We start from the raw sequence: 25,331 nt of genomic DNA on the forward strand, positions 1-25,331 counted from the left end.
TATTCTTTTAACATAATTTATAATTTAAAAACAATAAAAGTAAAATATTATTAAAAATTGACAAAAAAAGATTTTAAATAAAAATTAACTAAAAATTATTTAATTTTTCATTTTGTAAAAGTACCAATATAAATTAAAAAAAATAATAAAAAAAAATAAGAAAAACAAAAAAATCTAAAAAATTTAAAAAAATAATGATAATAATAAAAACAAAAAAATCAATAAAAATAGAAAAAAAATAATAAAATGAAGGTAAAATGATGGGAAAAAATCTTAATTTAAATGAAAAAGGGAAATTGAAATTAATTTCAAAAATTGGGTTTGGTATTGGTGACCTTGGAGGAAACCTTTTTGTAACTGTTATAGGGTTTTATCTCCTATATTATTTGACAGATATTGTTAGAATTCCATCAGCATTAGCTGGAACTGCTTTAATGATTGGAAAAATCTGGGATGCTATAACAGATCCTTTAGTTGGGTATTTATCTGATAACACTAAAAGCAGATGGGGTAGAAGGAAACCTTATCTTTTTATTGGTTCAATTTTACTTTTACTGGGTATGATAATAATGTTTGCAAAACCAGGAATTGTTAATAAAAATTTGCTTTTTATATACATAGTAATAATTTATTGTTTTTTAAATACTGCATATACATTGGTTAACATTCCATATGGAGCTTTAACTCCTGAATTAACAAAAGATTATCATGAAAGGACAGAGTTAAACGGATATAGAATGTCATTTGCTGTTATTGGTACAATGGTAGGAGCAGCATTGACTTTACCAATTGTTAACAGTTTTGATAATAAAGTAACTGGATGGATTGTTGCAGGAGCTGTTATGGGTTTTATAATGTTTTTTACAATGATTATAACTATAATTACAGTTCATGAAAACAACAATTATAAAAAAGAGATAAAAATCCCAATATTGAAGTCATATAAAGAAGTATTAAAGTTAAAAGCGTTTTTAACTGCTTTATTTCCATGGACATTCCATATCATGGGTATTACAATTATTCAAAGTGGATTACTTTATTATTTTAAATACATAATTCATAATGAATCATTATTTCAAATTGCTTTGATGATACTTTTATTAACAAGTATTTTATTCATCCCTGTTTGGGTTAAAATTTCTAAAAAAATAGGTAAGAAATTAAGTTATAATATAGGAATGTTTATTGTAACTGTTTTTGCAATTGTCTTTTCATTTGGAACTAAAAAATTTGGCCCGACATTTGGTTATATCATTATGTTTTTAACAGGAATTGGGTTTGCAACTCAATATGTGATGCCATATTCAATAATTCCAGATATAATTGAATATGATTATTCAATTAATAAGGTAAGAAGAGAAGGGGTTTTTTATGGCATGTGGACTTTCTCAAGTAAAGTTGGACAGGCATTTGCCTTATTTTTAAGTGGTTGGATTTTATCTATTTTTGGATATATTCCAGAAGTTGAACAAACAGCTCTTTCCAAATTAGGGATTACCCTTTTAATTGGAATATTTCCTGCAATATTATTTTTAATAGGTATTAGTATTTTGTTTTATTATCCAATTGATAAAAAGTTTTATAATAAGATAATAAAAGATATAGAAGAATTTGAAAAAGATAACTAATATAAATTACCTTTTTCAATTTTTATAACATCTCTCATGTTCATACCTGCAATAGAAATTATTTTTGAATAATCAGGTATAGTTGTATTTGATCTTATATAAGTATAAAGACCTATTTTACAGTTTTTACCTATTTTAACTCCCGGAGAAATATAACAATGTGCTCCAATTGTTGTGTTTTTCCCTATAAATATTTTATCAAGTATTAGATAATCATTTTCAAAAATATGACATGAAAGATCTGTTTGGCCTCCAACTATAACATTATCTTCTATTGTTAGCAAATATGCATCGTTTAACATAAATGTATTTAAATAAACATTGTCCCCAATTTTTGCACCAATAATTTTAAAAAATAGATTTAAGAAAAATGACATAACTATATGAGGCAAGATGAAATTAATTGCTATGGAGTAAATTCCTGAGTAAATTAACCATCTTAAAGTAGTTAAAGAAGTTTTATAGTATTTCCCAGGTTTAATTCCAATAGATAAAATTCTAATAAATAAAGCTAAAAGGATAGAACCATAAATTAAGAAAGCATAAAAAATTACACCAATAGAAATAGAAAAATAAAATATGTTTTTAATTTCTATAAATCTGGAGATCAGAAAATAATTTATTGATTTTATAACTAAATAAATAGCAGGAAAAATTAATAAGCTAAGAACAAATGCATAAAAGGTATAAATAAAAAGTGCAACTAAGATGATAACAATAATTGAATTTGATAATTTAAAAAGGATATTGTTAATATTTTTTAAAGTCATTATCAACCCCCAATGAAATAATTATAATACCTATTTTAAGAAAAATAAATTAAATAATTATTAGCTATTAATTATATTTATTTTAAGTGCAAATGCTTTTAATAATATAGAGAATAAATAAATAAAATCAATATTTTGAATTGGTTGACAATTTTATACAAAGCTATTGATTTTTTTTCATTTAATATAATAATTTAAAAGGTTATAAAATTGAGGATTCTTAATAAAATGCAAATTGAGGAGATAAAAAATGATATTATTGAAAAATTGTTTTTATATTTATACAATGGATAATAATAAAAGTTATTGGGGATATGATATTTTAATTAAAGATAATAAAATTTTAAAAATAGAAAAAAATATAGATACTGAGAATTTTATTAAAAAAGGTGATAAAATAGAAGTTATAAATGCAAAAGATTTAGTTGTAGTTCCTGGTTTTGTTAATACTCATCACCATTTTTACCAGACTTTAACAAGAAATTTGAAACCTGTGCAAAATGCTAAATTATTTGATTGGCTTGTATACCTTTATGAAATATGGAAAAATATTGATGAAGAAGCTGTTTATTATTCATCATTGGTAGCAATAGGAGAACTTTTAAAAACTGGATGCACTTTAACAACTGATCATCATTACCTCTATCCAAAAGATTTTAAAAATGATTTAATGGGAATTCAATTTGAAGCTGCTGAGAAATTAGGAATCAGGTTTTCACCAACAAGAGGTTCAATGTCATTAAGTAAAAAAGATGGGGGTTTGCCGCCAGATTCTGTTGTTCAGACTGAAGATGAGATTTTAAAAGACAGTCAGAGAGTGATAGAAAAATTTCATGATAATTCAGAATTTTCAATGAAAAAAATAGTTTTAGCTCCATGTAGTCCATTCTCAGTTACAAAAGATCTTATGATTGAATCCTCCAGACTGGCAAGGAAATATGGGGTGAAATTACATACACATTTAGCTGAAACAGAAGATGAAACTCAATATTGTGTGGATACTTTTGGGAAAAGACCTTTAGAATTAATGGAAGATTGGGAGTTTATTGGGGAGGATGTTTTTTATGCACATGGCATTTATTTTAATGATAATGAGTTAGAAAGATTAAAAGAAACAAAAACTTCAATAGCACATTGCCCTTCTTCAAACATGAGACTTGGTTCAGGAATTGCAAGAGTTACTGAAATGCTAGAAATGGGAATTAATGTAGGTTTAGCTGTTGATGGCTCAGCTTCAAATGATACTTCAGACTTTCTTGGAGAGATGAGAAATGCTATGTTATTACAGAGGATTAAATATGGTGCAAAAGCTATGAAAACAGAAGATGTATATAAAATAGCTATTGAAAATGGAACAAAAATTTTAGGTTTTAATAAAGTTGGAAAAATTAAAGAAGGTTGGGCTGCAGATCTTGCTTTATTTAATATTAACAAAATAGAGTATGTTGGAAGTTTATCAGATCCTGCTGCTGCTTTGTTATTTGCAGGTAATGATCATAAAACTGAATATACTATTGTAAATGGGAAGATCGTTGTAAGAAATGGAAAACTTATTGGATTTGATGAAGAAGAGATTGTTAAAAAGGGAAATGAAATTGCAAAAAGGATTCTGGAAAAGTAATAGGTGTCATTAAAAAAATAAAAAGCCAAATAAAAAAGAGAAAAATAGTGAAAATAGAAAAAAATAAAAATTATTAAAGGATTGCTTATGTTGAGAAAAGATGTAAAATGGTATTATCCTGAAACTTTTGAAGATGCATTAGCTTATTTAAAACAACCTAATGTAATTTTACATGCAGGAGGAACTGGAATTTTAAGAACAAAATCTACTGCAATAGAAGGTTTTGTTGACCTTTCAAAATTAAAACTGGATTTTATTAATGAAACTGAATCCGAAATAGAAATTGGTGCCATGGTCACTTTTAATAAGGTAATTGAACATTTTAATAAAGGTGAAGGGAAAACAGGATTGTTAAAAAAATCTTTAGAATTAGCTGCTTCTCACCCATTAAGAAATAGAATAACAATAGGGGGTTCAATTGTTGATTTTCAACCATGGAGCGATCTTATGGCTCCATTATTTGCAATAGATGCTAATGCAGTTATATTTGGAAATGATGGTTTAGTTGAAATTAAAGTTATTGAACTTGTTAAAAGAATGAATGAATTAAAACCTTTTATAATAAAGAGTATAAAATTTAAAAATGAAAAAGATTATTATTTCTTTGTAAACAGATTGGTTAGAGTAAATTTTGATTATGCTGCTTTTAATATTTCAGCTTTATTGAAAATTGACAATAAAATAGTTAAATCATCAAAAATTTTTATAACTGGTATTGTTGGAAGATTTAGAGAATTAACAGATTTAGAGAGTTATTTGCAGGATAAAGTGTTAGATGATAATCTGATAAATGAAATAGATAATCATTTATATGTTGAATTTACAAGAGATTATAGGTTTTCTGCAGCTTACAAAGATAAAGCATTAAAAATCTTTATAAAAGATGGATTAAATGAGATAAAAAATCAAATTATGAAAAAATCTTGATTTAAATAAAAATAATAAAATTAAATTAGTAATAAAAACTTTATGATTTATGGAGGAAATAGATGCAAAAATTAAACAATATTAAATTGAAAGAGAAAAAATATTTGGTAACAAAAAGGATGAATATAAATGGTGAACTTGTTGATTTAACTTTTTTCCCAAATGAAACATTGTTAACTACTTTGAGAAATAATGGTTATACTGAGGTTAAAAATGGTTGTGAAGAGGGAGAGTGTGGAGCCTGCATGGTTCTAATTGATGAAATTCCTGTTAATTCCTGTCAGGTTTTGACTATGAGTGTTCTTGAAAAACAGATAAAGACAGTTAAGGGTATTGGAACTTTACATGAACCTGATGAAATACAAAAAGCTTTTGTTGATGCAGGTGCTGTTCAATGTGGTTTTTGTACCCCAGGTTTTGTTGTATCAACTTATGCATTGTTAAAAAACAACCCAAAACCTAATGAAGAAGAAATTAAAAGTGCTTTAGATGGTAATTTATGTAGATGTACAGGTTATGTTAAAATAATTGATGGAGTCAAATTAGCAGCTGAAAGGTTAAATAAAAAGTAATTTGTTAATAAAAAAGACTTAATAATTTCAATAAACAATATTGAAAAGTAATTAATTTAATAAATTTGAAAAAATAAAATAAAAAAAATAAAATAAAAATAAAATAAAAATAAAAATAAAAAAAATTATAAAAAAGAAAAAAAATGAAAAATTAAAAAAAATAAAAATATGTAGTAAAAAATGGAGAAAATTATGAAAAAGAATAATTTTAAATATGTTAACAAAGCTGAAAAAAAAATAGATGGGTTAGCTTTAGCAACTGGGGAAGAGCTTTATACAGATGATTTTAAAATAGAGGATCCTTTATCAGTAGTTTTTATTTATTCTCCTATAAAAATCAATATTAAATATCAAAAAATCTGCTAATTTATATAAACGAGGTAAAACCTCAAATCATTGCTTTCAGGCAACGGAATAATCTTTATTTAACAATATATCATTTGATTTTACTGGATCATATTCACAACCATTTTTTAATAATGTCCATACCAATTTACTTAACTTTCTTGAAGTTGCTATTATTGCTTTTCCACTTCCTTTTATTTTTTTCATATTTCTATAAGATTTCATATATCTATTTTCTCTTTCTCTTTTTACCCTTATCATACCCATTGTCATCTGTACAAATGCTGTTCTCAATTCTTGTGAACCTCTTTTAGTTATATTCCCATATCTTTCTTTGTCTGCTGAATTTTGTACCCATGGTACCAATCCACAATAAGAAGAAAGCTTTTTATATGAACTAAATTTATTTATGTCATCTATGTAAGCCCTTAAAGTAATTGAAGTTATCAATCCACATCCTGGTATTGTCCTTAGTATTCTTACTGCTTCATCTTTTTCTGTCATCTTTGAAAGCTCTTTCTCTATTTCTGATATTAAACTTTCTATACTATTTATTGTTTTTATTATCCCTGATACTATACTTTTTTTTATTGGGTCCGATATTTGTTCTATAATTTTTACCCTTCCTGTTTTTGTGTTAAGCTGTCCATTCTTTGTTCCTATACCCATTTCTAACATTATTCCATGTATTTGATTCTTTAAACTTACATTGGTCTTTTTTAATACTGACCTATGCTTTAATAAATCTCTTAAATTTTTACTATCTTCTTTACATAAATTTACTTCTGGTATCATATCTTTTGATAAAAATTCTGCTAATGTCCTTGCATCATGTTTATCTGTTTTGTTTATTGATTCATTTATTACTTTAAACTTTAAGGTATTTACTACATGTACTTTAAATCCATAATTTTCCATTTCTCTTTTGAAATATCTTGTATTTCCTGTAGATTCTACTGCTATTTCAATTTCTTCTGGTTGGGATAATTTCTTTAACAATCTTACAAATTCCATATATCCTTCTTTTTTTGTAGAAAATTTCCAATTAATATCTGCAATCCTTTGTTCTAAATTTTTTATACATACCGTCATTTGATGCTTGTGTAAATCAACTCCAACTGATAGTTTCATCTGCCTCCTCCAATTATTTTTTTTTAATTGAAAGCAGATTCTTTACGATATTTATTACAGAGAATAATCCATTCTCCTATTCAATCTGGATTGTTAAAATCCGATTATTATGTTGATTCGGCTGTAGGCTCTTCATTCTCCTAAACGGTCTTTTTGACCAAATTAAATGTCGAACCTAAGCCTATCTGCTTTCAGGTTTATTTTCGTTGCCTGAAAGCAGTTTCTTTATCCCCTGCTATTGATTTTTATCACATCTCCTTATGCATTTGCAAAAATTGTTGATATTGATGCAACAGAAGCTTTAAAAATTGAAGGTGTATTAGATGTATTGTCATATAAAAATGTTGAAAGAATACCTTATACAACAGCTGGCCAGGGATATCCTGAACCTTCTCCTTATGATACTTATTTATTTGATAATTATGTAAGATATGTTGGTGATAAAGTATGTGCTATAGTTGCAGAGACAAAAGAGATAGGATTAAAAGCTTCAAAACTGGTAAAAATAAAATATGAAATTTTAAAACCAGTACTTGATTTTGAAAAAGCTGAATCTTCAAATCCTGTTCATCCTGAAAAAGATTCTTTTGCAAAGATACCGGTTCCTTATTATCCAGAAAAGAATATTGCAGCTGAAATAAATTTTGAGATTGGTAATATTGAAAAAGGGTTTAAAGAATCAGAACATACAATTGAAGGTTCTTTTTATACTCCTTATACTTCTCATGCTGCTATTGAACCACACTCTGTTGCAGCATATTTTGATAATAGAGGTAGACTTGTTATAATTACAACTACTCAAGTTCCTTATCATGTAAGAAGAATTACTTCTTATGTTACAAAAATTCCAATTTCAAAAATCAGAGTTATCAAACCAAGAATAGGTGGGGGATTTGGAGGAAAGCAGGAGATAATTATAGAGCCTTATGCAGCACTTGTTGCATGGAGATATAAAAGGAATGTAAAAATAACTCTAACAAGAGAGGAAGTTTTTACTTTTACAAGAACCAGACACCCTTATAGGATTCATATTAAAGCAGGGTATAATTCTGATGGTAAAATTAATTCCCTTTTGTATGAAGCTTTAGAAAATACAGGTGCTTATGGTTCCCATGCTTTGACAGTTCTTTCAAATGCAGGTTCAAAAGTTTTACCTTTGTTGAATAAAATACCTAATTTAAAATTTAACGGTAAAGCAGTATATACAAATTTACCAGTTGGAGGTGCTTATAGAGGGTATGGTGCATCTCAAGGGTATGCAGGATATGGACAAATTATAGATCAAATTGCTTATGAATGTAAAATAGATCCTGTTGATTTTTATAAAAAATGGTCAATAAAAACAGGTGAAACTTCCCCAATTTTTAAAGCAATTGGTGAAGGTAAAGAAGGTGTTGATATGAATCTTAATTCTGTGGGTCTTGATAGATGTCTTGAAGTAGGTGAAAAAGAATTTAATTGGAGAGAAAAAAGAGAGAAATATTGGTTTTATAAACAAGAAGGAAAGAGGTTTAAAAGAGGTGTTGGAATGGTTTCACTTATGCAGGGGTCTGCAATACCTAGAATTGATATGGCATCAGCATATATGAAAATGAATGAAGATGGTTCATTCAATTTGAATGTTGGAGCTACAGATTTAGGAACTGGCTCTGATACAATATTAGCTCAAATTGCTGCTGAAGTATTGGATGTTCCTGTAGAAAAAATTATAGTTTATTCTTCTGATACAGATTTTACACCTTTTGATACAGGTGCATATGCATCTTCAACAACTTATCTTTCAGGTGAAGCAACAAGGAAATGTGCAGTTAATATAAAACAAACCATTTTAAAAGTTGCTTCTGAAATGTTAGAAGAAAAAGTCGATAATCTTGAAATTGTTGAAGGAAAAGTATTTATTAAAAACAGTGATAAACATGTTAAGTATGAGGATATTTGTTTATATTCTTTATATGATAAAGACCAATTTCAAATACAGGCTTATGCATCTCATGTTGGAGATCAATCTCCACCACCATTTGCAACACATTTTGTAGAAATCGAAGTTGACACATTACTTGGAAATATAAAAGTATTAAACTACTTTGCTGCAGTTGATTGTGGCACAGCAATTAATCCAACCCTTGCTGAAGGTCAATGTGAGGGAGCTATTGTTAATGGTTTATCTTATGCTTTAACAGAAAATTATTATTTTTCTGATAAAGGTACAATGATAAATAATAGCTATGGTAAATATAAACTATTTACAGCAGATGATATTCCTGACTTGAAAGTTAAATTAGTCGAAACTTATGAAAAAACAGGTCCATTTGGTGCAAAATCAATTTCAGAAATCAATATTAATGGTCCTATTCCAGCAATTGCAAATGCTTTTTTTCATGCAACAGGAAAACGAATTTATAAAGCTCCTTTTACTCCAGAAAGAGTTTTAGAAGCTTTAGAAAAATAATAAATAAATATTAAAAACAAAAAGAGGTTGTCCTAAAGCTTATGGGATAGCCTCTTTTTTTAATTTTCATAAATCTTATTTTTGAATAAAAAACTTGATAGTATAAAAAAATTGAAAAACTTGTTAATAATCTGAAAAAATTAGGTTTTAATGTTTTATGAAAACCTTGTGTGTATAAATAAACAATACCTTTGAGTTTTGTGAATATTATTGTGAATTGATTGTGATTATAGAAAGAAAAAGAATATAATGGTTATATAAATATTAATTATTATAAATAAAATTATAATTAAAAATTTTGTTTTTATACATTTAATCTGTTATATTTAGAATATATTATAAACATTTAAGCATAATAAAAAAATATTATCAAAATTAAACTAACATTATACAAATCAATATATAGATGAAAGTGTGTTAAGATTTATTAAAAAATATTTAGTGAAGAGGAGCCATGAAACCTTTATCTGAAAGGGCAAGACCTAAAAATATTAATGAGTTTATTGGACAAACACATCTATTGGGTGAAAATGGACCAATAACAACAATGATGCTATCAAAAAACTTGTTTTCAATGATATTTTATGGTCCTACAGCAACTGGAAAAACAACATTAGCAAATATTTTAGCCCAATATTTTAATTACCCTTTTATTAAAAGTAATGCTTTAAGTTTAAATTCAAAAGAATTAAATACAATCTTAAATTCAAATGATTTAGAAAGCAGTACAAAAAGAATTTTGTTTATTGATGAGTTTTATAGATTAAACAAACCAAAACAGGATATGCTTTTAGCTCCTCTTGAAAAGGGAGAAATAATAATAATAGGAGCAACTACAGAAAACCCTTTTTTTGTTTTACAAAAAGCTCTTAGATCGAGAGTTTTAATTTTTGAATTTAAAGAACTTAATCGGGATGAAATAGAAAAGATAATTATAAACGCTATTAAAAAGGATGTTCTTTTAAGTAAATTTAATATTGATATTGAAGATAGAGCATTATCATCTCTTCTTGAAATTTCTTTTGATGTAAGAAAATCTTTAAATATTCTGGAATTGGTTATTTTATCCAGAGTTTATTCAATACTACAAAAAAATGAATTTTATATAAAAGAAGAAAATTTTGAAAAATTTTTATTAGATTTAATGTATAATGAAAAAAATATTGGAAAATATGTAAAAAACAAAATTAAATTAAAGGAAATTGATGATATTTTAAAGAATGAGAAAATTAAAATAACTGAAGACGATATAAATTTATTTACATTAAAAAAAGAGACTAAATATTCAGATATTGAAGATCACTACAATGTTATTTCAGCTTTTATAAAATCGATTAGAGGAAGTGATCCTGATGCTGCAATTTACTATTTAGCTTTAATGCTGGAAAGTGGTGAGGATCCCGTATATATTGCAAGAAGGTTAATTATATTAGCAGCAGAAGATATAGGACTGGCTTATCCAGAAGCTTTGTCTATTGCCGTTTCTGGTTTAATTGCTATAGAAAGAATTGGGATGCCTGAAGCAAGGATAATTATTTCAGAAATTACCATATTATTATCTACTCTACCAAAGAGTAATTCTTCATATTTAGCAATAAATAAGGCAACAGAAGTAATTAATAGTGGAAAAATTTTTAAAATACCAGATTATTTAAAAAGTGGTGGTTATAAATTATATAAAAAAAGTATTAAAAATTACAAAGATGCTACTCAATACAAATATCCTCATAATTATAAAAATCATTGGGTTAGACAAAAATATTTAGAAGAAGACTTAAAACTTTTTGAATTTCAAAATAATGGTTTTGAAATTAAACTTAAAAACTGGATAAAAAAGATAAAAAGTGATATTGAGTAATAGTAATAAATTAAAAACAAAGTTTTGGAGCTAATAATGATAGATAAAAAATTTGTAGAATTACTTTTTAATGGCGCCTCTATAGAAAGGTGGAATGATTTATTAAGGCCAATAGATCTTATTGAGTTAGATAAGCAAGCACATAAGATGATTATTGCTTATATAATTGCAAATATTGAACAAAAAGAACGAAGAAAAAAGATAAACTGGAGAATCCTTATTGAAGGGTCAATTTTTGAATATTTTAGAAATATTGCTTTAACAGATATAAAAAGACCTGTTATTTCTTACTTATACAAAAGAAAAAAAGAAGAAATTAATCAATATGTGATAAACACTTTTGAAAAATATTTAAAGCATTTCAACAAAGATTTCTTTGAAAGATTTAAAAAATATTATTTTTCTGATAATGAATATATTATTGAAAGACAAATTTTGAGAGCTTCTTCAACTTTAGCAACACTTTATGAGTTTGAAATAATATCTGAATTTAATAAAAAAATACATCCAGTTGAAAAAATTTATAATGACCTTATTAATGAGGTTGAGAATTATTTACATTTTAAAGGGGTTGAAAGAATTTTAAATAAACAAAAACCTTATGAATTTATAAATTTTTGTGGTCAATTAAGATTTCAGAAACGATGGGCTCAAACTCCAAGAGTACCTAAAACATCTGTTCTTGGTCATATTTATCTTGTAGCTGTTTTTGTGCATCTATTTTCAATTAAATTAAATATTTGTGATAAAGGTGTTTATAATACATTTTTTAATGCATTATTTCATGACTTACCTGAAGCTTTAACAAGGGATATCATATCTCCGATAAAGATGGGAATAAAAGGTCTTGATGAAGCTATTAAAGATTATGAATTAAAAGAAATTGAAGGGAGATTATTACCAACTTTAACTCCATATATAAGAGAAGAGATAAGATTGTATATTATAGATGAATTTGAAAACAAGATATTTATAGATGGGGAATATAACAAATTTGAAACTTCTGAAATTATAAAAGAAAAAGATTTTTTGAATAAATATAATAATGATAGATTTAATCCAATATTTGGTGGAATTGTAAGGATTGCAGACCGATATGCTGCGTTTTTAGAAGCTTTGTATTCAAAAAAACATGGTATTAGTTCCAGCTATATTTCTGATGCTATTAAAAATTATGAAAATATGTACAAAGATAAAAAATTGGGTAAAATTGATCTTAATCAATTATTTTCAGAATAAGATAATAGATTTAAATAATAAAATGATAATTCCAGGTTAAATTTTAAATGGATAAAATTTTCAATTTAAAGAAATAATATAGCAGTTCCAATAACAGCAAGGATTGTACCATTAATTGACAATAATGTTATTTTCTTTTTTAAAACAAAATATTCATAAGGGAGTAATAGTATAGGGACTATTTGCATAATTGTACTTACTATACCAATTGGAGCGTAATTTATTGCATATAAAGCAGCAATCACTCCAAGAATTGGTCCTACAACTGATCCTATCATTATTAAAACAAAACTTTTTTTATCTTTCATTTTTAAAAAGTCTTTTTTAAAATTTTTTGTAAAACCACGGTAAAAAATGTATGCAATTAAAGCAAAAGTTATTCTTATGGTATTAGTTGAGATAGGAGTTGTACCATAATTTTGTCCCATTTTTGCAAGTACAAGCCCCAGTGATTGCCCTAAAGCACCTAAAAAAGCTATAACAATCCCTTTATTTATTTTAAATGCTTTATAAAATTTTTTTTTGTTATTTTTATATTCAGGACTGTCACCAATTATTACAATAATAATTCCAAGAATTGTTAAAAACATTCCTGATATTTTCAAAACACTCAAATTTTGATTAAAAAAGAAATATGATAATATTGCGCTAAAAATAGGTGATAAGGTCAAAATAACAGTTGTTTCTCTAGGGCCAAGGTCAACAAATGATTTAAATATCATAAGGTCAGCGAAAAAATAACCAAAAATACCAGACAAAGCTATGTAAATATAGGCTGGTAACGGTTCATGGATTGGATAAATGGATTTGTAAAAGATAAAATGAATTAAAAACATAAATGGTAGAGTTATCCATAAACGAATATGTGCTGTTGTAGAAGAAGTAACTCTTTTGCCAGTAATAGAATAGAAAACAGAATTTTGTGCCCAACAAAAAGCTGTAAATAAAGCCAGTAATTCACCAATAATCATATTTATATTTCCTGTTATTTAAATAAAAAAATATATAAAAATAAATTTAAAATAAAATGATAATAAAAATCTATTAGGTGTAAAATAAATTTATAAACAATAGTTAAGAAAACCTAACTAAATTCATAAAGAAATTAATTTATTTTTTTGAAAATGTAAAGGAATTAATTATAAATAATGTTATTTTTAAATTTTAATCTTAAATTTTTTTTATTCACTAATTTTGAAATTGACTCATTTTAGTTTATATTAAATTAAAATAGTAAAAAATAATTAAAATATAATTGAAACATAATTGAAATCAGGATTAAAATACTAATAATTAACTAAAAATATATACAAATTAGAACTTATAAATTAAATAATATTAATTTGAGAAATTTATGGGTTTAAAAGATGATTTAAAATATTTTCATAATAAAGAATGGGATATGAAAACAAGTAACAATTCAAAAATTGAAGAGATCAGAATTAAATATAAATATAAAGAATTAATTTTAAAAAACAAAATTAAAATTAATAGAACAATTGCTTCAAAAATTGTTGGTCCAGACTGTGCTTATCATATATATAATTTAGATTATAAAAAAGTAGAAAAAAAGAAAAAATAATTTTAAAAACAAATTATTTTTTATAAATACAAAAAAGCTATAATAAAAGTAATTTATTACTCTTTTGGTATAATCCTTTTTTCATCATCAATTTTTTGTTGATTATCTTTATCTGCAATTAGTTTGTTATTTTCTATGTTTTCTTCTTTTAATTTAACAACTTTGATTATAGAATTAACCTCTTCAGCTAATTGTTTGTTTTTATTAGAAATTTCATTAGTTTTATTTGCATTATCAAAAACATTTATTGATTCTTTTTTAATACCATCAAATTGTGTTTGTAAATCATTAGTAATTTTATTTAGATTTTTAATAGCCAATAATATTTGCTCATTTCCAGTCTGCATTTCAGTTGATCCAGTTTTAACAGAAGAAGTGATCTCATTCAAATTTTTTAAAGCAATTAAAATCTGGTTGGAACCTTCAGCTTGCTCAACCATTGATTGATTAATTTCATCGATAACCTTTGAAACAATATCGATTAGTTGTGAGATATCACTAAAAGATTGATTTGTATCTTTCATTGAACTAACAGCATCAATTATTATTTGTTTTATATGAGTAATATTTTTTTCAATTTCTTTAGCTTGAATAGTGGAACTTTCAGCAAGTTTTCTAATTTCATCAGCAACAACTGCAAACCCTTTCCCACTTTCACCAGCATGAGCAGCTTCAATTGCAGCATTCATAGCAAGCAAATTTGTTTTGTCAGCAATATCCGATATCATTTGATTTGCTTGAAGTAATTTTTCAGATTCAACTGAAATCTTGTTAATAAGTTTTGTTACTTCTTTAACATTAGTTTCCCCTTTATTTGAAACATTGATAAGATTTTCAACTGTATTTTTTGCATTTTGTGCTGTACTTGTAACCGAGTGTATATTTGAAACCATTTGTTCAATTGCAGAAGATGCCTCAGTAACAGAAGAAGCTTGTGTATCGATAGATTGATTTAATGTGTCAATATTTCTTGTCATCTGTTCAACTGCTGCTGAAGTTTCGTTTATACTTGCAACCTGATCAGTTAAAAGATTAGCAGTATTTGATATGTTAGAATCGATTTCTTTAATAGAATTAAGAACAAGATCCATTTCGTTACTGAGATTATTTGAATTATCTGATAATTGATTCATTTTAAATAAAATAGAAGCAAACATTGTGTTTAGTTTTTTAATTAAAGTATTAACCATATTTGCAAGTTGTCCAAATTCATCTTTTGATAGTTTTGTATTTTCAATTGTAAAATCCATTTCAGAAATTACTTTTATAATTTTAAGGTTAAAAAATAGTGGTTTTCTTATAGAATAAGAAATTAAAAATGAAATTAGAAGAGCAAGTGCAACTATAATCATACCAATAATTAAAGAATAGTATATCGTTTTACTAATTAAAGATAGTATTGTATTAAATTCTTTTTGTACTTCAGTATTAAATTTTCCAATCATGTTTTGAAGAAAAGAAGACATTTTTTCAACTTCTAAATCAAATTTTTCCATTTCTTTGTTACCCAATTCATAATCTTTGATATATGCATTGTACATTGAAATTCCAGAATTATACAAGTTATTTAAGTTGTCAGAAAAATTATTGATATTTTCAACAATTTTCTGGTTATCACTATTTTTAGAAATTATTTCGTTAAGTAATTCTTTTGCATCAGCAAAATATATTGAAGCTTCATTAATTCCTTCTTTATCATGTGTTAATGATGCCTCAGTAAAAGCATCCTGCATTTTAAGTACTTTTACTTGAATTTGTTTTCTAAGATAATTGTCAGATTGTATTTTTTTGTATATATTGATATTTTGTTTAATTTTGTTTATAAATGAATAATTAAAAAAGATCAGGGAAAGAATTAGAACAATAACAATACCAAAACTAATTAATAATTTCCAGGTTACTTTTATATTTTTCAACACATTTTTCTCCTTACACACTTATAATTTTTAAAAATTATAAATAACAAACAAAAATTAATAATTAAATAACCATTAATTATTTAATGGATATAAATTACATAAATTTAAAACATTAATTATCTAAATTGATAACAATTTTTTTACATTTGTATATAATCTTTTATTATATTATAAATAAGTTTATATTTTTTTCAATAGAATTCAGGAAAATTTTATAAAAATTTGCTAAGAGCAAATAAAAAATAGTTTTAAATGATTTTTTTTAAAAATTGACTTTTAATAATTTCTAATTTAAAATATAACAAAGTTTTAATGAAGTTAATTTTATAATGTCCATTAAAAACTAAATGCAAAACAATGTATAATTTTTTTATAAAATTTATAAAATAGGATATTAATTGTAATATATTTCAAAAAATAAGTAAGGGGTTTTATTATGGCAAGAAACAAAAGATTTAGTATATCTTTAAAAGTGTTTTTAATTATTTTGTTAATCTTTTCAACAATAATTTATATGGGTGTTGCAATTTATTTAAATGTTAAACAACAAAAATTTGATGGGGTAAGAATTAATCTCGCTGGAAGACAGAGAATGTTATCTCAAAAAATGACAAAAGAAGTGTTAATATATTCTATATATAGTAATAAGGGTATTGACAAAAATTTAATTTATAAAACTATGCAGGTTTTTGATTTGACTTTAAGAGCATTAAAGGATGGAGGAAAAGCACCAGTTGACCTGGACATGAAAAATTTTACAACTTTGCCTGAAATGGAAAATATAAAAACTAAAAAACAGTTAGAAATAGTTGTTAATCTATGGGTACCCTTTAAAAACCATATTGAAAAATATCTGGAATCAAAAAAACAGGATGATTTACAATATGTAATAAATAATAATATAAAAGTATTGTCTGAGATGAATAAAGCTGTTGGTATGATGCAGGCTGAGTCCGAAAGACATGTTAAACAAATATTTCTACATATTTTAATAAGTTTAGTTATAGGAATAATTGCTTTTGTTGTAACTTTTTCTGTAATGAGTAGTATTATTAGAAATTTAAAAGAATTTGTTGAAAATCTGAAAAAAGGTTCCTTAGGAGACCTTACAATAAAAAGTTTAATAAAAACCAATGATGAAATAGGGGAAATTGCAAACTCTTTTAATTATTTTATGAAAAATATTAAAGAGATTATATCAGCTATAATAATGCAAACTAAGGAGCTTTCTTTAGTTGGAGAAAAATTATCAGAATCCTCTGAAACTACCTCATCTGCGATTGAACAGATAACAGTTAATATAAAAAATATAAATGAAAAAGTTTCAAAACTTGATAAAGAGGTTGAAGATACAAATGAAATAACAAAAGAAGTAAGTAAATTTGTTGCTTCTTTAAATCAGGTTATAAATGATCAAGCTGCTGCAATAAATGAATCTTCCTCATCAATTGAGGAGATGTCTTCGTCTATTAGAAATATTGCAAATGATAGCGAAGCAAAATTTGAAATAGCTAAAAACCTTGAAAAAACTTCAAAAATAGGTGCTGAAGAAATGAATAAAACCACAAAACTTATTGAAGAGGTGGTAAGTTCCACTTCTTCAATTAAAAATATGTTAACTTTAATTGCAGATATAGCAGATCAAACAAATATTTTAGCAATTAATGCAACCATTGAAGCAGCATCAGCAGGAGAAAGAGGAAAAGGGTTTGCAGTTATTGCTGATCAGATTAGTAAGCTTGCTGAAAATACAAATTTGCAGGCTAAAGGTATAGAGCAATCTTTAAATGAAATTGTTGATAAAATATCAACCACACAAACTTCTTTATACGAAACAAATAAAATTTTTGAAAAAATTTATGATGGATCAAATAAAGTTAGTCAGAGTATGCTAGAACTAAAAAGTGCTATGGAAGAACTTGCAATTGGTAGTGATCAAATAATTAAGGCTTTAGGAGAGTTAGTTGAATTGACAAGCAAAGTAAAAAATTCATCAAATGAGATGCAAAGCCGGATGAATAAAATAGACTTATCAATGAAAAATTTAGTCAATATTTCCAATGATACAAAAATTGGAATGATGGAGATGTCAGAAGGTGCAAACGAGATTTTCAAATCAGTTGGGGTTATAGCAATGGCTGGAAAAACAAATCTTGAAGTTGTAAAAAAATTGAAAAATTATGTAAATAAATTTAAAATAGAATAATTACAGGAAATTATAAGATTTTATGCTAGAAAACATCTTATATGAAGAAGGATTATTTAAAGATAAATATTGTATAAAAATATATTTTTCCGGGGTTTAAAATGATTTTTGTCTATGGTAGTGTTAATGCAGATATAGTTGTTTTTACAGAAAAATTCGTAGAACCAAAAGAAACAATGTTTGGTGCCAATTATATAATTAATCAGGGAGGTAAGGGAGCAAACCAGGCAATTGCAGCATCAAAATTAGGAGGAGATAGTCTTTTTTTAGGAAGAATAGGAAAAGATAATTTTGGAGAATTTGTTGAAAAAGAAATATTGAAAAATGGTGTGAAAAACCATTTGATAAAAGATGACAATAATAATACAGGTATTGCTTTAATCGAAGTAAATAAAGAGGGTGAAAATAGAATAATTGTTGTTTCTGGTGCAAATAATAATACTGGTGAAAAGGAATTAAAATTTTTAGAAAATAATTTTAAATCCGGTGACATTTTATTATTGCAGGGGGAAATACAGTTACAACAAAATATAGAAGCAACAAAAATTGTTAAAAATAAAGGGGTAATAATATTTGACCCTGCACCTGCTAATAAAAATATGATTAAGATTATAGATAAAGTTGATTTTATTACTCCTAATGAAGTAGAATTTGAATATTTGTATAATTCAATGCAAAGTTATATAAAAGAAAAGTTTAAAAATAAATATGTTTCTAATAATGCTAAAGAAGAGAATATTACAAAAGAAGATTTGTTTAAAGAAGAATTATTAGATAAAGATTTGTTATTAGAACAGAACAAAGAAAAACTCAAAGAGATAAATGAAAAATATGGTATCTCAGAAGAATATTTAATTGATCTAAATAAAAAGAGTGCGTTTTTATTAAAAATGGGAGTAAAAAATATTATTGTCAAATTAGGAGAAAAAGGGATATTTTTCAAAAATAATAATCTATGTTTTTATCAAAATGGAAACAAGATTAATGCTATTGATACTACCGCTGCAGGCGATACATTTAATGGTGCATTAGCTTTTTATTTTAATCTTCTTTTTAGTGAAAACAAAAGGGAAATAGATAATAAAAAAATAGAAGAAATAAAAAATAAAATGGATAAATTAAGCAAGGTTAGGACTATTTTAAAAAAACAAAACATGATTAAAACATATTATTTCAAAAATGATAAGATTACATTATTGGATAATATAGAAGTTGATAAATCTTTTATTTTTGCACAAATTGCAGCTTCATATTCTGTAACAAAAAAAGGAGCATCTATTTCCAGTCCTGCATTACAGGAACTAATAGAATTTCTATAATTTTATAAATAAATAATTTAATTTAAAAAAATATTAAATATTAAAAAAAATTATGCAAAATATTTGCATATAACAAATTGTGTTTTATAATTAAAAAAATATTTTAAATAACAAAAAAAAGGGGGGTAAAGTGAAAAAAGTATTGGTCTTATTAATTGTTGTTTCATTAATTTTTGGAGTTTTTGCATGTAAAAAAGGTGCTACTTCTGAACAAACAAAAGGTCCTGCTAAGTTAAAAATTGTAAACTATATTAATGGGACTTTAGGAGATAAATCATTCTTTGATTCAGCGAACAGAGGACTCCAGATGATGATCAAAGATTTAGGTGTAGAGGGAAAAACTATTGAAGGTGGATATGATCCAGCTAAATGGGAACCAGATGTAGAACAATTAGCTGAAGGAGATTGGGATATTATTATTTTAGGTACATGGCAGATGGTTGAAATATGTGAAAAAGTAGCTAGAAAACATCCTGAAAAGAAGTTTATTATTTATGATACATCTGTTGATTATTCAAAGGGTGATTTGAAAAATGTTTATTCAATACTGTATAAACAAAATGAAGGTTCATTTCTTGTTGGTGCTTTAGCTGCAATGGTTACTACTTCAAATTTACAATATGCTAATAAAGACAAAGTAATTGGTTTTTTAGGTGGTATGGATATTCCAGTTATTAATGATTTTAAAGTTGGATATGAACAGGGTGCTAAATATATAGATCCAGATGTTAAAGTTTTAGTATCTTATGCAGGTAGTTTTAATGATCCAGCTAAAGGTAAAGAGTTGATAATGGCTCAGTATGATCAGGGTGCAGATATAGCATTTAATGTTGCAGGTGAAACAGGACTTGGTTTACTGGATGCAGCTAAGGAAAAAAAGAGATATGCAATCGGTGTTGACTCAGATCAATATTTATTATACAAAGATAAAGACCCGGAAAAAGCATCTTTTATTGTAACTTCAATGAAAAAGAATGTTGATCTTTCATTATATAGAGCAGTTAAACTTTATAAGGATGGCAAACTTCCATTAGGGCAAGCTGAAGCTCTTGGAATAAAAGAAAATGGTGTAGGTGTTGCCGATAATGAAAATTATGAAAAAATAATTCCTGAAGAATTTAGAAATAAGATTAAAGAGATAGAGCAGAAAATAATTTCTGGAGAAATTAAAGTTGCTACTGCTTTTGGTAAATAAGAAGATTTTTTAAAAATAGGCTGGATGGAGACATCCAGCTTTATTTATTATTTGAACAACCATTCTGGGGGATTTATGGGTACATTGTTATCATTAAAAAATATAGTTAAAATATATCCTAATGGTATTATTGCAAATAAAGGCATTAATATAGATATTAAAGAGAATACAATTCATGCAATTGTTGGTGAAAATGGAGCTGGAAAGTCAACCCTTATGAAAGTAATATTTGGAGAGGAAAAACCTCAAGAAGGTGAGATCCATTATAAAGGGAAAAAAATTAACATAAAAAATCCATTACATGCAATTGAGCTAGGGATAGGAATGATTCACCAGCATTTAATGTTAGCTCCTGACCTTACAGTAGCAGAAAATTTAATTTTGGGTATAGAACCTACTAAATGGGGAGTTTTTTTAGATAATAACAAAATAATAAAAAAAACAGAAGAAGCTTCAAAACATTTTGGGCTAGATGTTCCTTTTGATAAAAAGATAAAAGATTTACCTGTAGGGATAAGACAAAGAGTTGAAATATTAAAAGTTTTAATAAGAAATGCAAATTTAATTATTCTTGATGAACCTACAGCAGTATTAACTCCACAAGAAGTAGATTCGCTTTTTAATTCATTAAGAAATCTGAAAAAACAAGGTAAAACAATAATATTTATTTCTCATAAATTAAAAGAAGTAAAATTAATTGCTGATGTTGTAACAGTGATAAGAGATGGAAAAGATATAGCAACTAATAATATTGAAGAATTAACTGAACATGAAATAGCTCAATTAATGGTTGGTAGAGAAATTAATTTTAATAGAATACCTCCTCCAAAAAATATAGGGGAACCTATTTTAGAAGTAAAAAATCTTAATTATGTTAATGAAGAAAAAGTTAATGTATTAAAAAATATTAATTTTAAAGTTCATAAAGGGGAAATTTTAGGTATAGCAGGTGTTGAAGGAAATGGACAAACAGAACTTGTAGAAATTTTAACAGGGTTAAGAATTGCAACTTCAGGGAAGGTTTTTTACAAAGGAAAAGAAGTTACAAATTATACTCCAAGGGAATTAAGAGAATTGAAAATTTCTCATATCCCTGAAGATAGAATGCAAAATGGAGTTGCACAAAAAACATCAATAATAGAAAATATTATTGTTGATAGATATTATAAAAAACCATTTTCAAAATACTCTGTAATAAACTGGAAATATATTGAAAAATATGTTGATGGTCTAATAAAAAAATTCAATATATTAACAAAGTCTGGGAAAACACCAATTTCTGCTCTTTCTGGAGGTAATATACAAAAAGTTGTAGTAGCAAGAGAGCTATCTGCAGAACCTGAGTTGATAATAGCTGATCAACCAACAAGAGGAATTGATGTTGGTTCAGAAGAACTTGTACATACTCTATTAAAAGAAGAAAGAGATGAAGGTATTGCTGTCTTTTTAATCTCAGCTGACCTAGATGAAATTTTAAAACTAGCAACAAGGATATTGGTTATTTATAATGGTGAAATTGTGGTAGAATTTGATAATAATGAAAAAATAACTCAAAAATTATTAGGTCCATATATGCTTGGTGTAAAAAAACACAAACTGGAGGAGACTGGTGAATAAAAATTCTTTAGAAAAATTTATTGTTAACTATTTCGATATGATTAGAACAATTATAGCTATATTAATTGGAGTTATTTTAAGTGTATTTGTAATTTACATAATTTCTAAAAATCCTGGGTTATCATATAAATCATTTTTTTTAGGTCCATTTTTATCCACAAGTAGATTTGGAAATATAATTGAAATGGCTTCACCAATAATATTATGTGGTCTTGCTATATCTATTCCTTTTCAAGCAGAACAATTTAACATAGGGGCTGAAGGAGCACTATTTATTAGTGCTGCAGTCGGTACAGCTTTTGCAGTATCAACACATATGCCTACACTTCTTCATGTTTCAACAGTTTTACTTGTTGCTGGTATTACTGGTGCAATATGGGGATATATACCTGGTATATTAAAAGCAAAATGGAATACTGATGAATTAGTAATTAGTTTAATGATGAACTATGTTGCATATTTTTTAGGATTATATTTGATAAATTATCATTTTAGAGATAAATCTGCAGGTTATTTAGTATCTTATGAATTACCTAAATCTGCATGGTTAGCTCAATTTGTTCCTGGAACAAGGATCCATTGGGGAATTGTTATATCTTTTGGGCTTGCAATTCTTATGTATTTTTATCTGTATCACACTACACAGGGTTATGAAATACGACAGGTTGGATTTAACAAATATTTTGCAAAATTTGGTGGTATTAATGTTGCAAAAGTAATAATAATATCTCAGGTTGTTGGTGGATTTTTAGCAGGTATTGCTGGAATGACTGAAGTTATGGGGATTCACCATAGATTTAAATGGCAAATGAGCCCCGGGTATGGATGGGATGGTGTTGTAGTTGCTATTATAGGACGAAATAATCCACTGGTAATAATATTAGCCGCTTTGTTTTTAGCATATTTAAGAATTGGTGGGCAAATAATGAACCTTCTTTCAGATATCCCTTCTGAAATGGTTACTGCAATTCAAGCAATTATAATACTTTTAATCACCGCAGAAGCATTTCTTGAAAGATGGAGATATAGAATTACAGTTAAGCTTGCTAAACTAGAAAAGGAGGAAAAATAATGAATCCTATTTTGAAAAGCATATTATCTGAAAAATTTGTTTTTGCTATAATAAGGGTTATGACTCCTATATTATATCCAGCAATTGGTGTTGCGATTTCTGCTTTAGCAGGTTCAATTAATATAGCTTTAGAAGGAATAATGCTTGTAGCTGCATTTACTGGTGTCATTGTAAGTGCATATACAGGAAGTTTATTTTTAGCTTTAATTTCAGGAATTTTATCAGGAATGTTCATGTCCTGGCTTTTAGGTTATTTCCATTTAAAATTAAAAGCTGATATAATTATTGCTGCAATTGCTTTAAATATGTTTGCATCAGGTATTACTATTTTCTTTCTTTATATAATTGCCCATGATAAAGGTACTTCAAGTTCTTTGACAAGTTTAGTTTTTCCATCTTATGAAATCCCTTTATTAAAGGATATCCCAATTATAGGTCCAATGTTTAGTGGGCATAATATTTTAACATATTTTGCATTTATATCTGTAATTTTATTTTATTATATTATTTACAAAACACCTCTGGGTTTAAGAATAAGGTCTGTTGGTCAAAATCCAGATGCTGCTGAATCAGTTGGTGTAAATGTTGAAAAGATAAAAATGTATTCTTTATTGTTATCTGGATTTTTTGGTTCACTTGGAGGATTATATTTATCTATGGGTTATGTATCATGGTTTTCAAGAGATATGGTTGCAGGGCGTGGTTTTATTGCAATAGCTGCTGCATCTTTAGGAGGTAATATGCCTGTTGGAACATTTCTTGGTTCATTATTATTTGGAATTGTAAATGCTATTGCAATTTTTATTGCACCACTAAAAATTCCTTCTGAATTTATACAATCTTTGCCCTATATAACAACTGTTATTGTATTGGCTATATACTCAATAAATGAAAGTGTTAAAAAGGAAAAATTACAAAAGGGGAAAATATGAAAAAAATCATTTTAGATTGTGATCCAGGTCATGATGACATGATGGCAATTATTTTAGCAGTTGCATCTAAAGAAATTGATCTTTTAGGGGTGACAACTGTTGCTGGAAATCAAATAGGGGAAAAAACATATAAAAATGCTTTAAAAACATTAACTTTAATTGGAGAAAATGGGATTCCTGTTGCAAGGGGGTTTAATAAACCAATTATAAGAGAACTACATGTAGCTCCAGAAATTCATGGTGTTTCAGGATTGGATGGAGCAAATCTACCTGAACCAGAATTTGAAGGGCTTAATATGCATGCAGTGGAATTTATCGAAAAAACATTGGAAGAAGTTAATGAACCAATTACATTAGTCCCAGTAGGACCATTAACAAACATTGGAGTATTTTTGCTTAAAAGACCTGATTTAAAAGGAAAAATAGAAGAGATAGTATTAATGGGTGGTGCTTTCCATGATTCAAATGTAACTCCTGCTTCAGAATTCAATATATTTGTGGATCCTGAAGCAGCAAAAATTGTATTTGAATCTGGTATACCTATAACAATGGTTGGTCTGGATGTAACAAATAAAGCTCTTATTTCTTATGAAGATATAGATAAACTTGAAAAAAAGAATGGAAAGGTTTCCAGTATTATTGCTCCTTTGTTAAGATTTTTTGCAAATGCAAATAAAGAGATTTTCAATTTTTCTGGTGCACCTTTACATGATCCTTTAGCAGTTGCATATGTTATTGACAAATCCATATTGACAACTAAATTTCTGAATGTTGAAATAGAAACTAAAGGGGAATTAACTTCTGGGCAAACAGTAGTTGATTATTATGGTGTTACCGGTAAAAAACCAAATGTAAATGTAGCATTGGACCTTGATTTAGAAAAGTTTAAAAAGTTTATATTTGATGCAATAGATGTATGTGACAAAAAATTTGAATAATGCGAATAGTA

20 protein-coding genes are annotated in these 25,331 nt (G+C 26.4%); 16 read left to right on the forward strand and 4 right to left on the reverse strand.

Translation table 11 applies throughout. The features are described from left to right. The first annotated feature begins 260 nt into the window (after positions 1-260). The gene (locus ACZ5EC_RS10375; protein WP_464302412.1) at positions 261-1,628 is read left to right on the forward strand and encodes an MFS transporter; all 1,368 of its coding nucleotides are present in this window, start codon (positions 261-263) and stop codon (positions 1,626-1,628) included. On the opposite strand, the gene ACZ5EC_RS10380 is transcribed toward ACZ5EC_RS10375, so the two are convergent. Continuing rightward, positions 1,625-2,398 (reverse strand): DapH/DapD/GlmU-related protein, encoded by a 774-nt coding sequence (locus tag ACZ5EC_RS10380; protein ID WP_464302413.1) that lies wholly within the window; start codon positions 2,396-2,398, stop codon positions 1,625-1,627. The two genes, ACZ5EC_RS10375 and ACZ5EC_RS10380, sit on opposite strands and share 4 nt — an antisense overlap. A gap of 250 nt (positions 2,399-2,648) precedes the next feature. Between ACZ5EC_RS10380 and ACZ5EC_RS10385 the strand changes: the two genes are divergently transcribed. The 4 genes from ACZ5EC_RS10385 to ACZ5EC_RS10400 all read left to right on the forward strand — a co-directional run bounded on the left by ACZ5EC_RS10385 (position 2,649) and on the right by ACZ5EC_RS10400 (position 5,884). After that, on the forward strand, positions 2,649-4,019 hold the full coding sequence (locus tag ACZ5EC_RS10385; RefSeq protein WP_464302414.1) for an 8-oxoguanine deaminase: 1,371 nt from the start codon (positions 2,649-2,651) through the stop codon (positions 4,017-4,019). Between the two features lie 87 nt (positions 4,020-4,106). Continuing rightward, the gene (locus tag ACZ5EC_RS10390) at positions 4,107-4,946 is read left to right on the forward strand and encodes an FAD binding domain-containing protein (protein WP_464302415.1); all 840 of its coding nucleotides are present in this window, start codon (positions 4,107-4,109) and stop codon (positions 4,944-4,946) included. Between the two features lie 62 nt (positions 4,947-5,008). Further along, entirely contained in the window at positions 5,009-5,518 is a 510-nt protein-coding gene (locus ACZ5EC_RS10395) for a (2Fe-2S)-binding protein (RefSeq protein ID WP_464302416.1), read from the forward strand. A 192-nt stretch (positions 5,519-5,710) separates the two neighbouring features. After that, a complete protein-coding gene (locus ACZ5EC_RS10400; RefSeq protein ID WP_464302417.1) occupies positions 5,711-5,884 on the forward strand; it encodes a hypothetical protein in 174 nt (57 codons plus the stop codon). A gap of 36 nt (positions 5,885-5,920) precedes the next feature. Here the strand turns inward: ACZ5EC_RS10400 and ACZ5EC_RS10405 are convergent, their stop codons facing one another. Then, the gene (locus tag ACZ5EC_RS10405; RefSeq protein WP_464301764.1) at positions 5,921-6,994 is read right to left on the reverse strand and encodes an IS110 family RNA-guided transposase; all 1,074 of its coding nucleotides are present in this window, start codon (positions 6,992-6,994) and stop codon (positions 5,921-5,923) included. 238 nt (positions 6,995-7,232) lie between these two features. On the opposite strand from ACZ5EC_RS10405, the gene ACZ5EC_RS10410 reads away from it, so the two are divergent. The 3 genes from ACZ5EC_RS10410 to ACZ5EC_RS10420 all read left to right on the forward strand — a co-directional run bounded on the left by ACZ5EC_RS10410 (position 7,233) and on the right by ACZ5EC_RS10420 (position 12,540). After that, positions 7,233-9,443, forward strand: coding sequence for a xanthine dehydrogenase family protein molybdopterin-binding subunit (locus tag ACZ5EC_RS10410; RefSeq protein ID WP_464302418.1), 2,211 nt, complete (start codon positions 7,233-7,235; stop codon positions 9,441-9,443). 454 nt (positions 9,444-9,897) lie between these two features. Continuing rightward, complete coding sequence (locus tag ACZ5EC_RS10415; RefSeq protein ID WP_464302419.1) at positions 9,898-11,301, forward strand: replication-associated recombination protein A; 1,404 nt, start codon at positions 9,898-9,900, stop codon at positions 11,299-11,301. Between the two features lie 36 nt (positions 11,302-11,337). After that, positions 11,338-12,540, forward strand: a complete 1,203-nt coding sequence (locus tag ACZ5EC_RS10420; protein WP_464302420.1) for an HD domain-containing protein — start codon at positions 11,338-11,340, stop codon at positions 12,538-12,540. Positions 12,541-12,605: 65 nt separating this feature from the next. Here the strand turns inward: ACZ5EC_RS10420 and ACZ5EC_RS10425 are convergent, their stop codons facing one another. Continuing rightward, the gene (locus ACZ5EC_RS10425; RefSeq protein WP_464302421.1) at positions 12,606-13,511 is read right to left on the reverse strand and encodes a DMT family transporter; all 906 of its coding nucleotides are present in this window, start codon (positions 13,509-13,511) and stop codon (positions 12,606-12,608) included. A gap of 383 nt (positions 13,512-13,894) precedes the next feature. Here ACZ5EC_RS10425 and ACZ5EC_RS10430 point away from each other — a divergent pair, with 383 nt between their 5' ends. Further along, a complete protein-coding gene (locus ACZ5EC_RS10430) occupies positions 13,895-14,122 on the forward strand; it encodes a hypothetical protein (protein ID WP_464302422.1) in 228 nt (75 codons plus the stop codon). Positions 14,123-14,178: 56 nt separating this feature from the next. Here the strand turns inward: ACZ5EC_RS10430 and ACZ5EC_RS10435 are convergent, their stop codons facing one another. Continuing rightward, positions 14,179-16,041, reverse strand: coding sequence for a methyl-accepting chemotaxis protein (locus ACZ5EC_RS10435; RefSeq protein WP_464302423.1), 1,863 nt, complete (start codon positions 16,039-16,041; stop codon positions 14,179-14,181). Positions 16,042-16,477: 436 nt separating this feature from the next. Here ACZ5EC_RS10435 and ACZ5EC_RS10440 point away from each other — a divergent pair, with 436 nt between their 5' ends. The 7 genes from ACZ5EC_RS10440 (at position 16,478) to ACZ5EC_RS10470 (ending at position 25,320) form a co-directional block, all read left to right on the forward strand. Continuing rightward, positions 16,478-18,247, forward strand: a complete 1,770-nt coding sequence (locus tag ACZ5EC_RS10440; RefSeq protein ID WP_464302424.1) for a methyl-accepting chemotaxis protein — start codon at positions 16,478-16,480, stop codon at positions 18,245-18,247. Positions 18,248-18,348: 101 nt separating this feature from the next. Then, complete coding sequence (locus ACZ5EC_RS10445) at positions 18,349-19,566, forward strand: ribokinase (protein WP_464302425.1); 1,218 nt, start codon at positions 18,349-18,351, stop codon at positions 19,564-19,566. 130 nt (positions 19,567-19,696) lie between these two features. After that, on the forward strand, positions 19,697-20,761 hold the full coding sequence (locus ACZ5EC_RS10450) for a BMP family lipoprotein (protein WP_464302426.1): 1,065 nt from the start codon (positions 19,697-19,699) through the stop codon (positions 20,759-20,761). A 75-nt stretch (positions 20,762-20,836) separates the two neighbouring features. Then, positions 20,837-22,378: an ABC transporter ATP-binding protein gene (locus tag ACZ5EC_RS10455; protein ID WP_464302427.1), complete on the forward strand. Its 1,542-nt coding sequence runs from the start codon at positions 20,837-20,839 to the stop codon at positions 22,376-22,378. Beyond that, positions 22,371-23,450 carry an ABC transporter permease gene (locus tag ACZ5EC_RS10460; RefSeq protein ID WP_464302428.1) on the forward strand — a complete coding sequence of 360 codons (1,080 nt, stop codon included), beginning with the start codon at positions 22,371-22,373 and terminating at the stop codon, positions 23,448-23,450. Before ACZ5EC_RS10455 ends, ACZ5EC_RS10460 begins: the two co-directional genes overlap by 8 nt. Further along, the gene (locus tag ACZ5EC_RS10465) at positions 23,450-24,382 is read left to right on the forward strand and encodes an ABC transporter permease (protein WP_464302429.1); all 933 of its coding nucleotides are present in this window, start codon (positions 23,450-23,452) and stop codon (positions 24,380-24,382) included. Before ACZ5EC_RS10460 ends, ACZ5EC_RS10465 begins: the two co-directional genes overlap by 1 nt. Beyond that, positions 24,379-25,320, forward strand: coding sequence for a nucleoside hydrolase (locus tag ACZ5EC_RS10470; RefSeq protein ID WP_464302430.1), 942 nt, complete (start codon positions 24,379-24,381; stop codon positions 25,318-25,320). Before ACZ5EC_RS10465 ends, ACZ5EC_RS10470 begins: the two co-directional genes overlap by 4 nt. Positions 25,321-25,331: the final 11 nt, after the last annotated feature.

Source organism: Exilispira thermophila, assembly GCF_055389015.1.

Excerpts from the sequence above, each read along its gene's own strand:
- ACZ5EC_RS10375 (WP_464302412.1), top strand. The coding sequence starts at position 261 with ATGGGAAAAAATCTTAATTTAAATGAAAAAGGGAAATTGAAATTAATT.
- ACZ5EC_RS10380 (WP_464302413.1), bottom strand. The coding sequence starts at position 2,398 with ATGACTTTAAAAAATATTAACAATATCCTTTTTAAATTATCAAATTCA.
- ACZ5EC_RS10385 (WP_464302414.1), top strand. The coding sequence starts at position 2,649 with ATGATATTATTGAAAAATTGTTTTTATATTTATACAATGGATAATAAT.
- ACZ5EC_RS10390 (WP_464302415.1), top strand. The coding sequence starts at position 4,107 with ATGTTGAGAAAAGATGTAAAATGGTATTATCCTGAAACTTTTGAAGAT.
- ACZ5EC_RS10395 (WP_464302416.1), top strand. The coding sequence starts at position 5,009 with ATGCAAAAATTAAACAATATTAAATTGAAAGAGAAAAAATATTTGGTA.
- ACZ5EC_RS10400 (WP_464302417.1), top strand. The coding sequence starts at position 5,711 with ATGAAAAAGAATAATTTTAAATATGTTAACAAAGCTGAAAAAAAAATA.
- ACZ5EC_RS10405 (WP_464301764.1), bottom strand. The coding sequence starts at position 6,994 with ATGAAACTATCAGTTGGAGTTGATTTACACAAGCATCAAATGACGGTA.
- ACZ5EC_RS10415 (WP_464302419.1), top strand. The coding sequence starts at position 9,898 with ATGAAACCTTTATCTGAAAGGGCAAGACCTAAAAATATTAATGAGTTT.
- ACZ5EC_RS10420 (WP_464302420.1), top strand. The coding sequence starts at position 11,338 with ATGATAGATAAAAAATTTGTAGAATTACTTTTTAATGGCGCCTCTATA.
- ACZ5EC_RS10425 (WP_464302421.1), bottom strand. The coding sequence starts at position 13,511 with ATGATTATTGGTGAATTACTGGCTTTATTTACAGCTTTTTGTTGGGCA.
- ACZ5EC_RS10430 (WP_464302422.1), top strand. The coding sequence starts at position 13,895 with ATGGGTTTAAAAGATGATTTAAAATATTTTCATAATAAAGAATGGGAT.
- ACZ5EC_RS10440 (WP_464302424.1), top strand. The coding sequence starts at position 16,478 with ATGGCAAGAAACAAAAGATTTAGTATATCTTTAAAAGTGTTTTTAATT.
- ACZ5EC_RS10445 (WP_464302425.1), top strand. The coding sequence starts at position 18,349 with ATGATTTTTGTCTATGGTAGTGTTAATGCAGATATAGTTGTTTTTACA.
- ACZ5EC_RS10455 (WP_464302427.1), top strand. The coding sequence starts at position 20,837 with ATGGGTACATTGTTATCATTAAAAAATATAGTTAAAATATATCCTAAT.
- ACZ5EC_RS10465 (WP_464302429.1), top strand. The coding sequence starts at position 23,450 with ATGAATCCTATTTTGAAAAGCATATTATCTGAAAAATTTGTTTTTGCT.
- ACZ5EC_RS10470 (WP_464302430.1), top strand. The coding sequence starts at position 24,379 with ATGAAAAAAATCATTTTAGATTGTGATCCAGGTCATGATGACATGATG.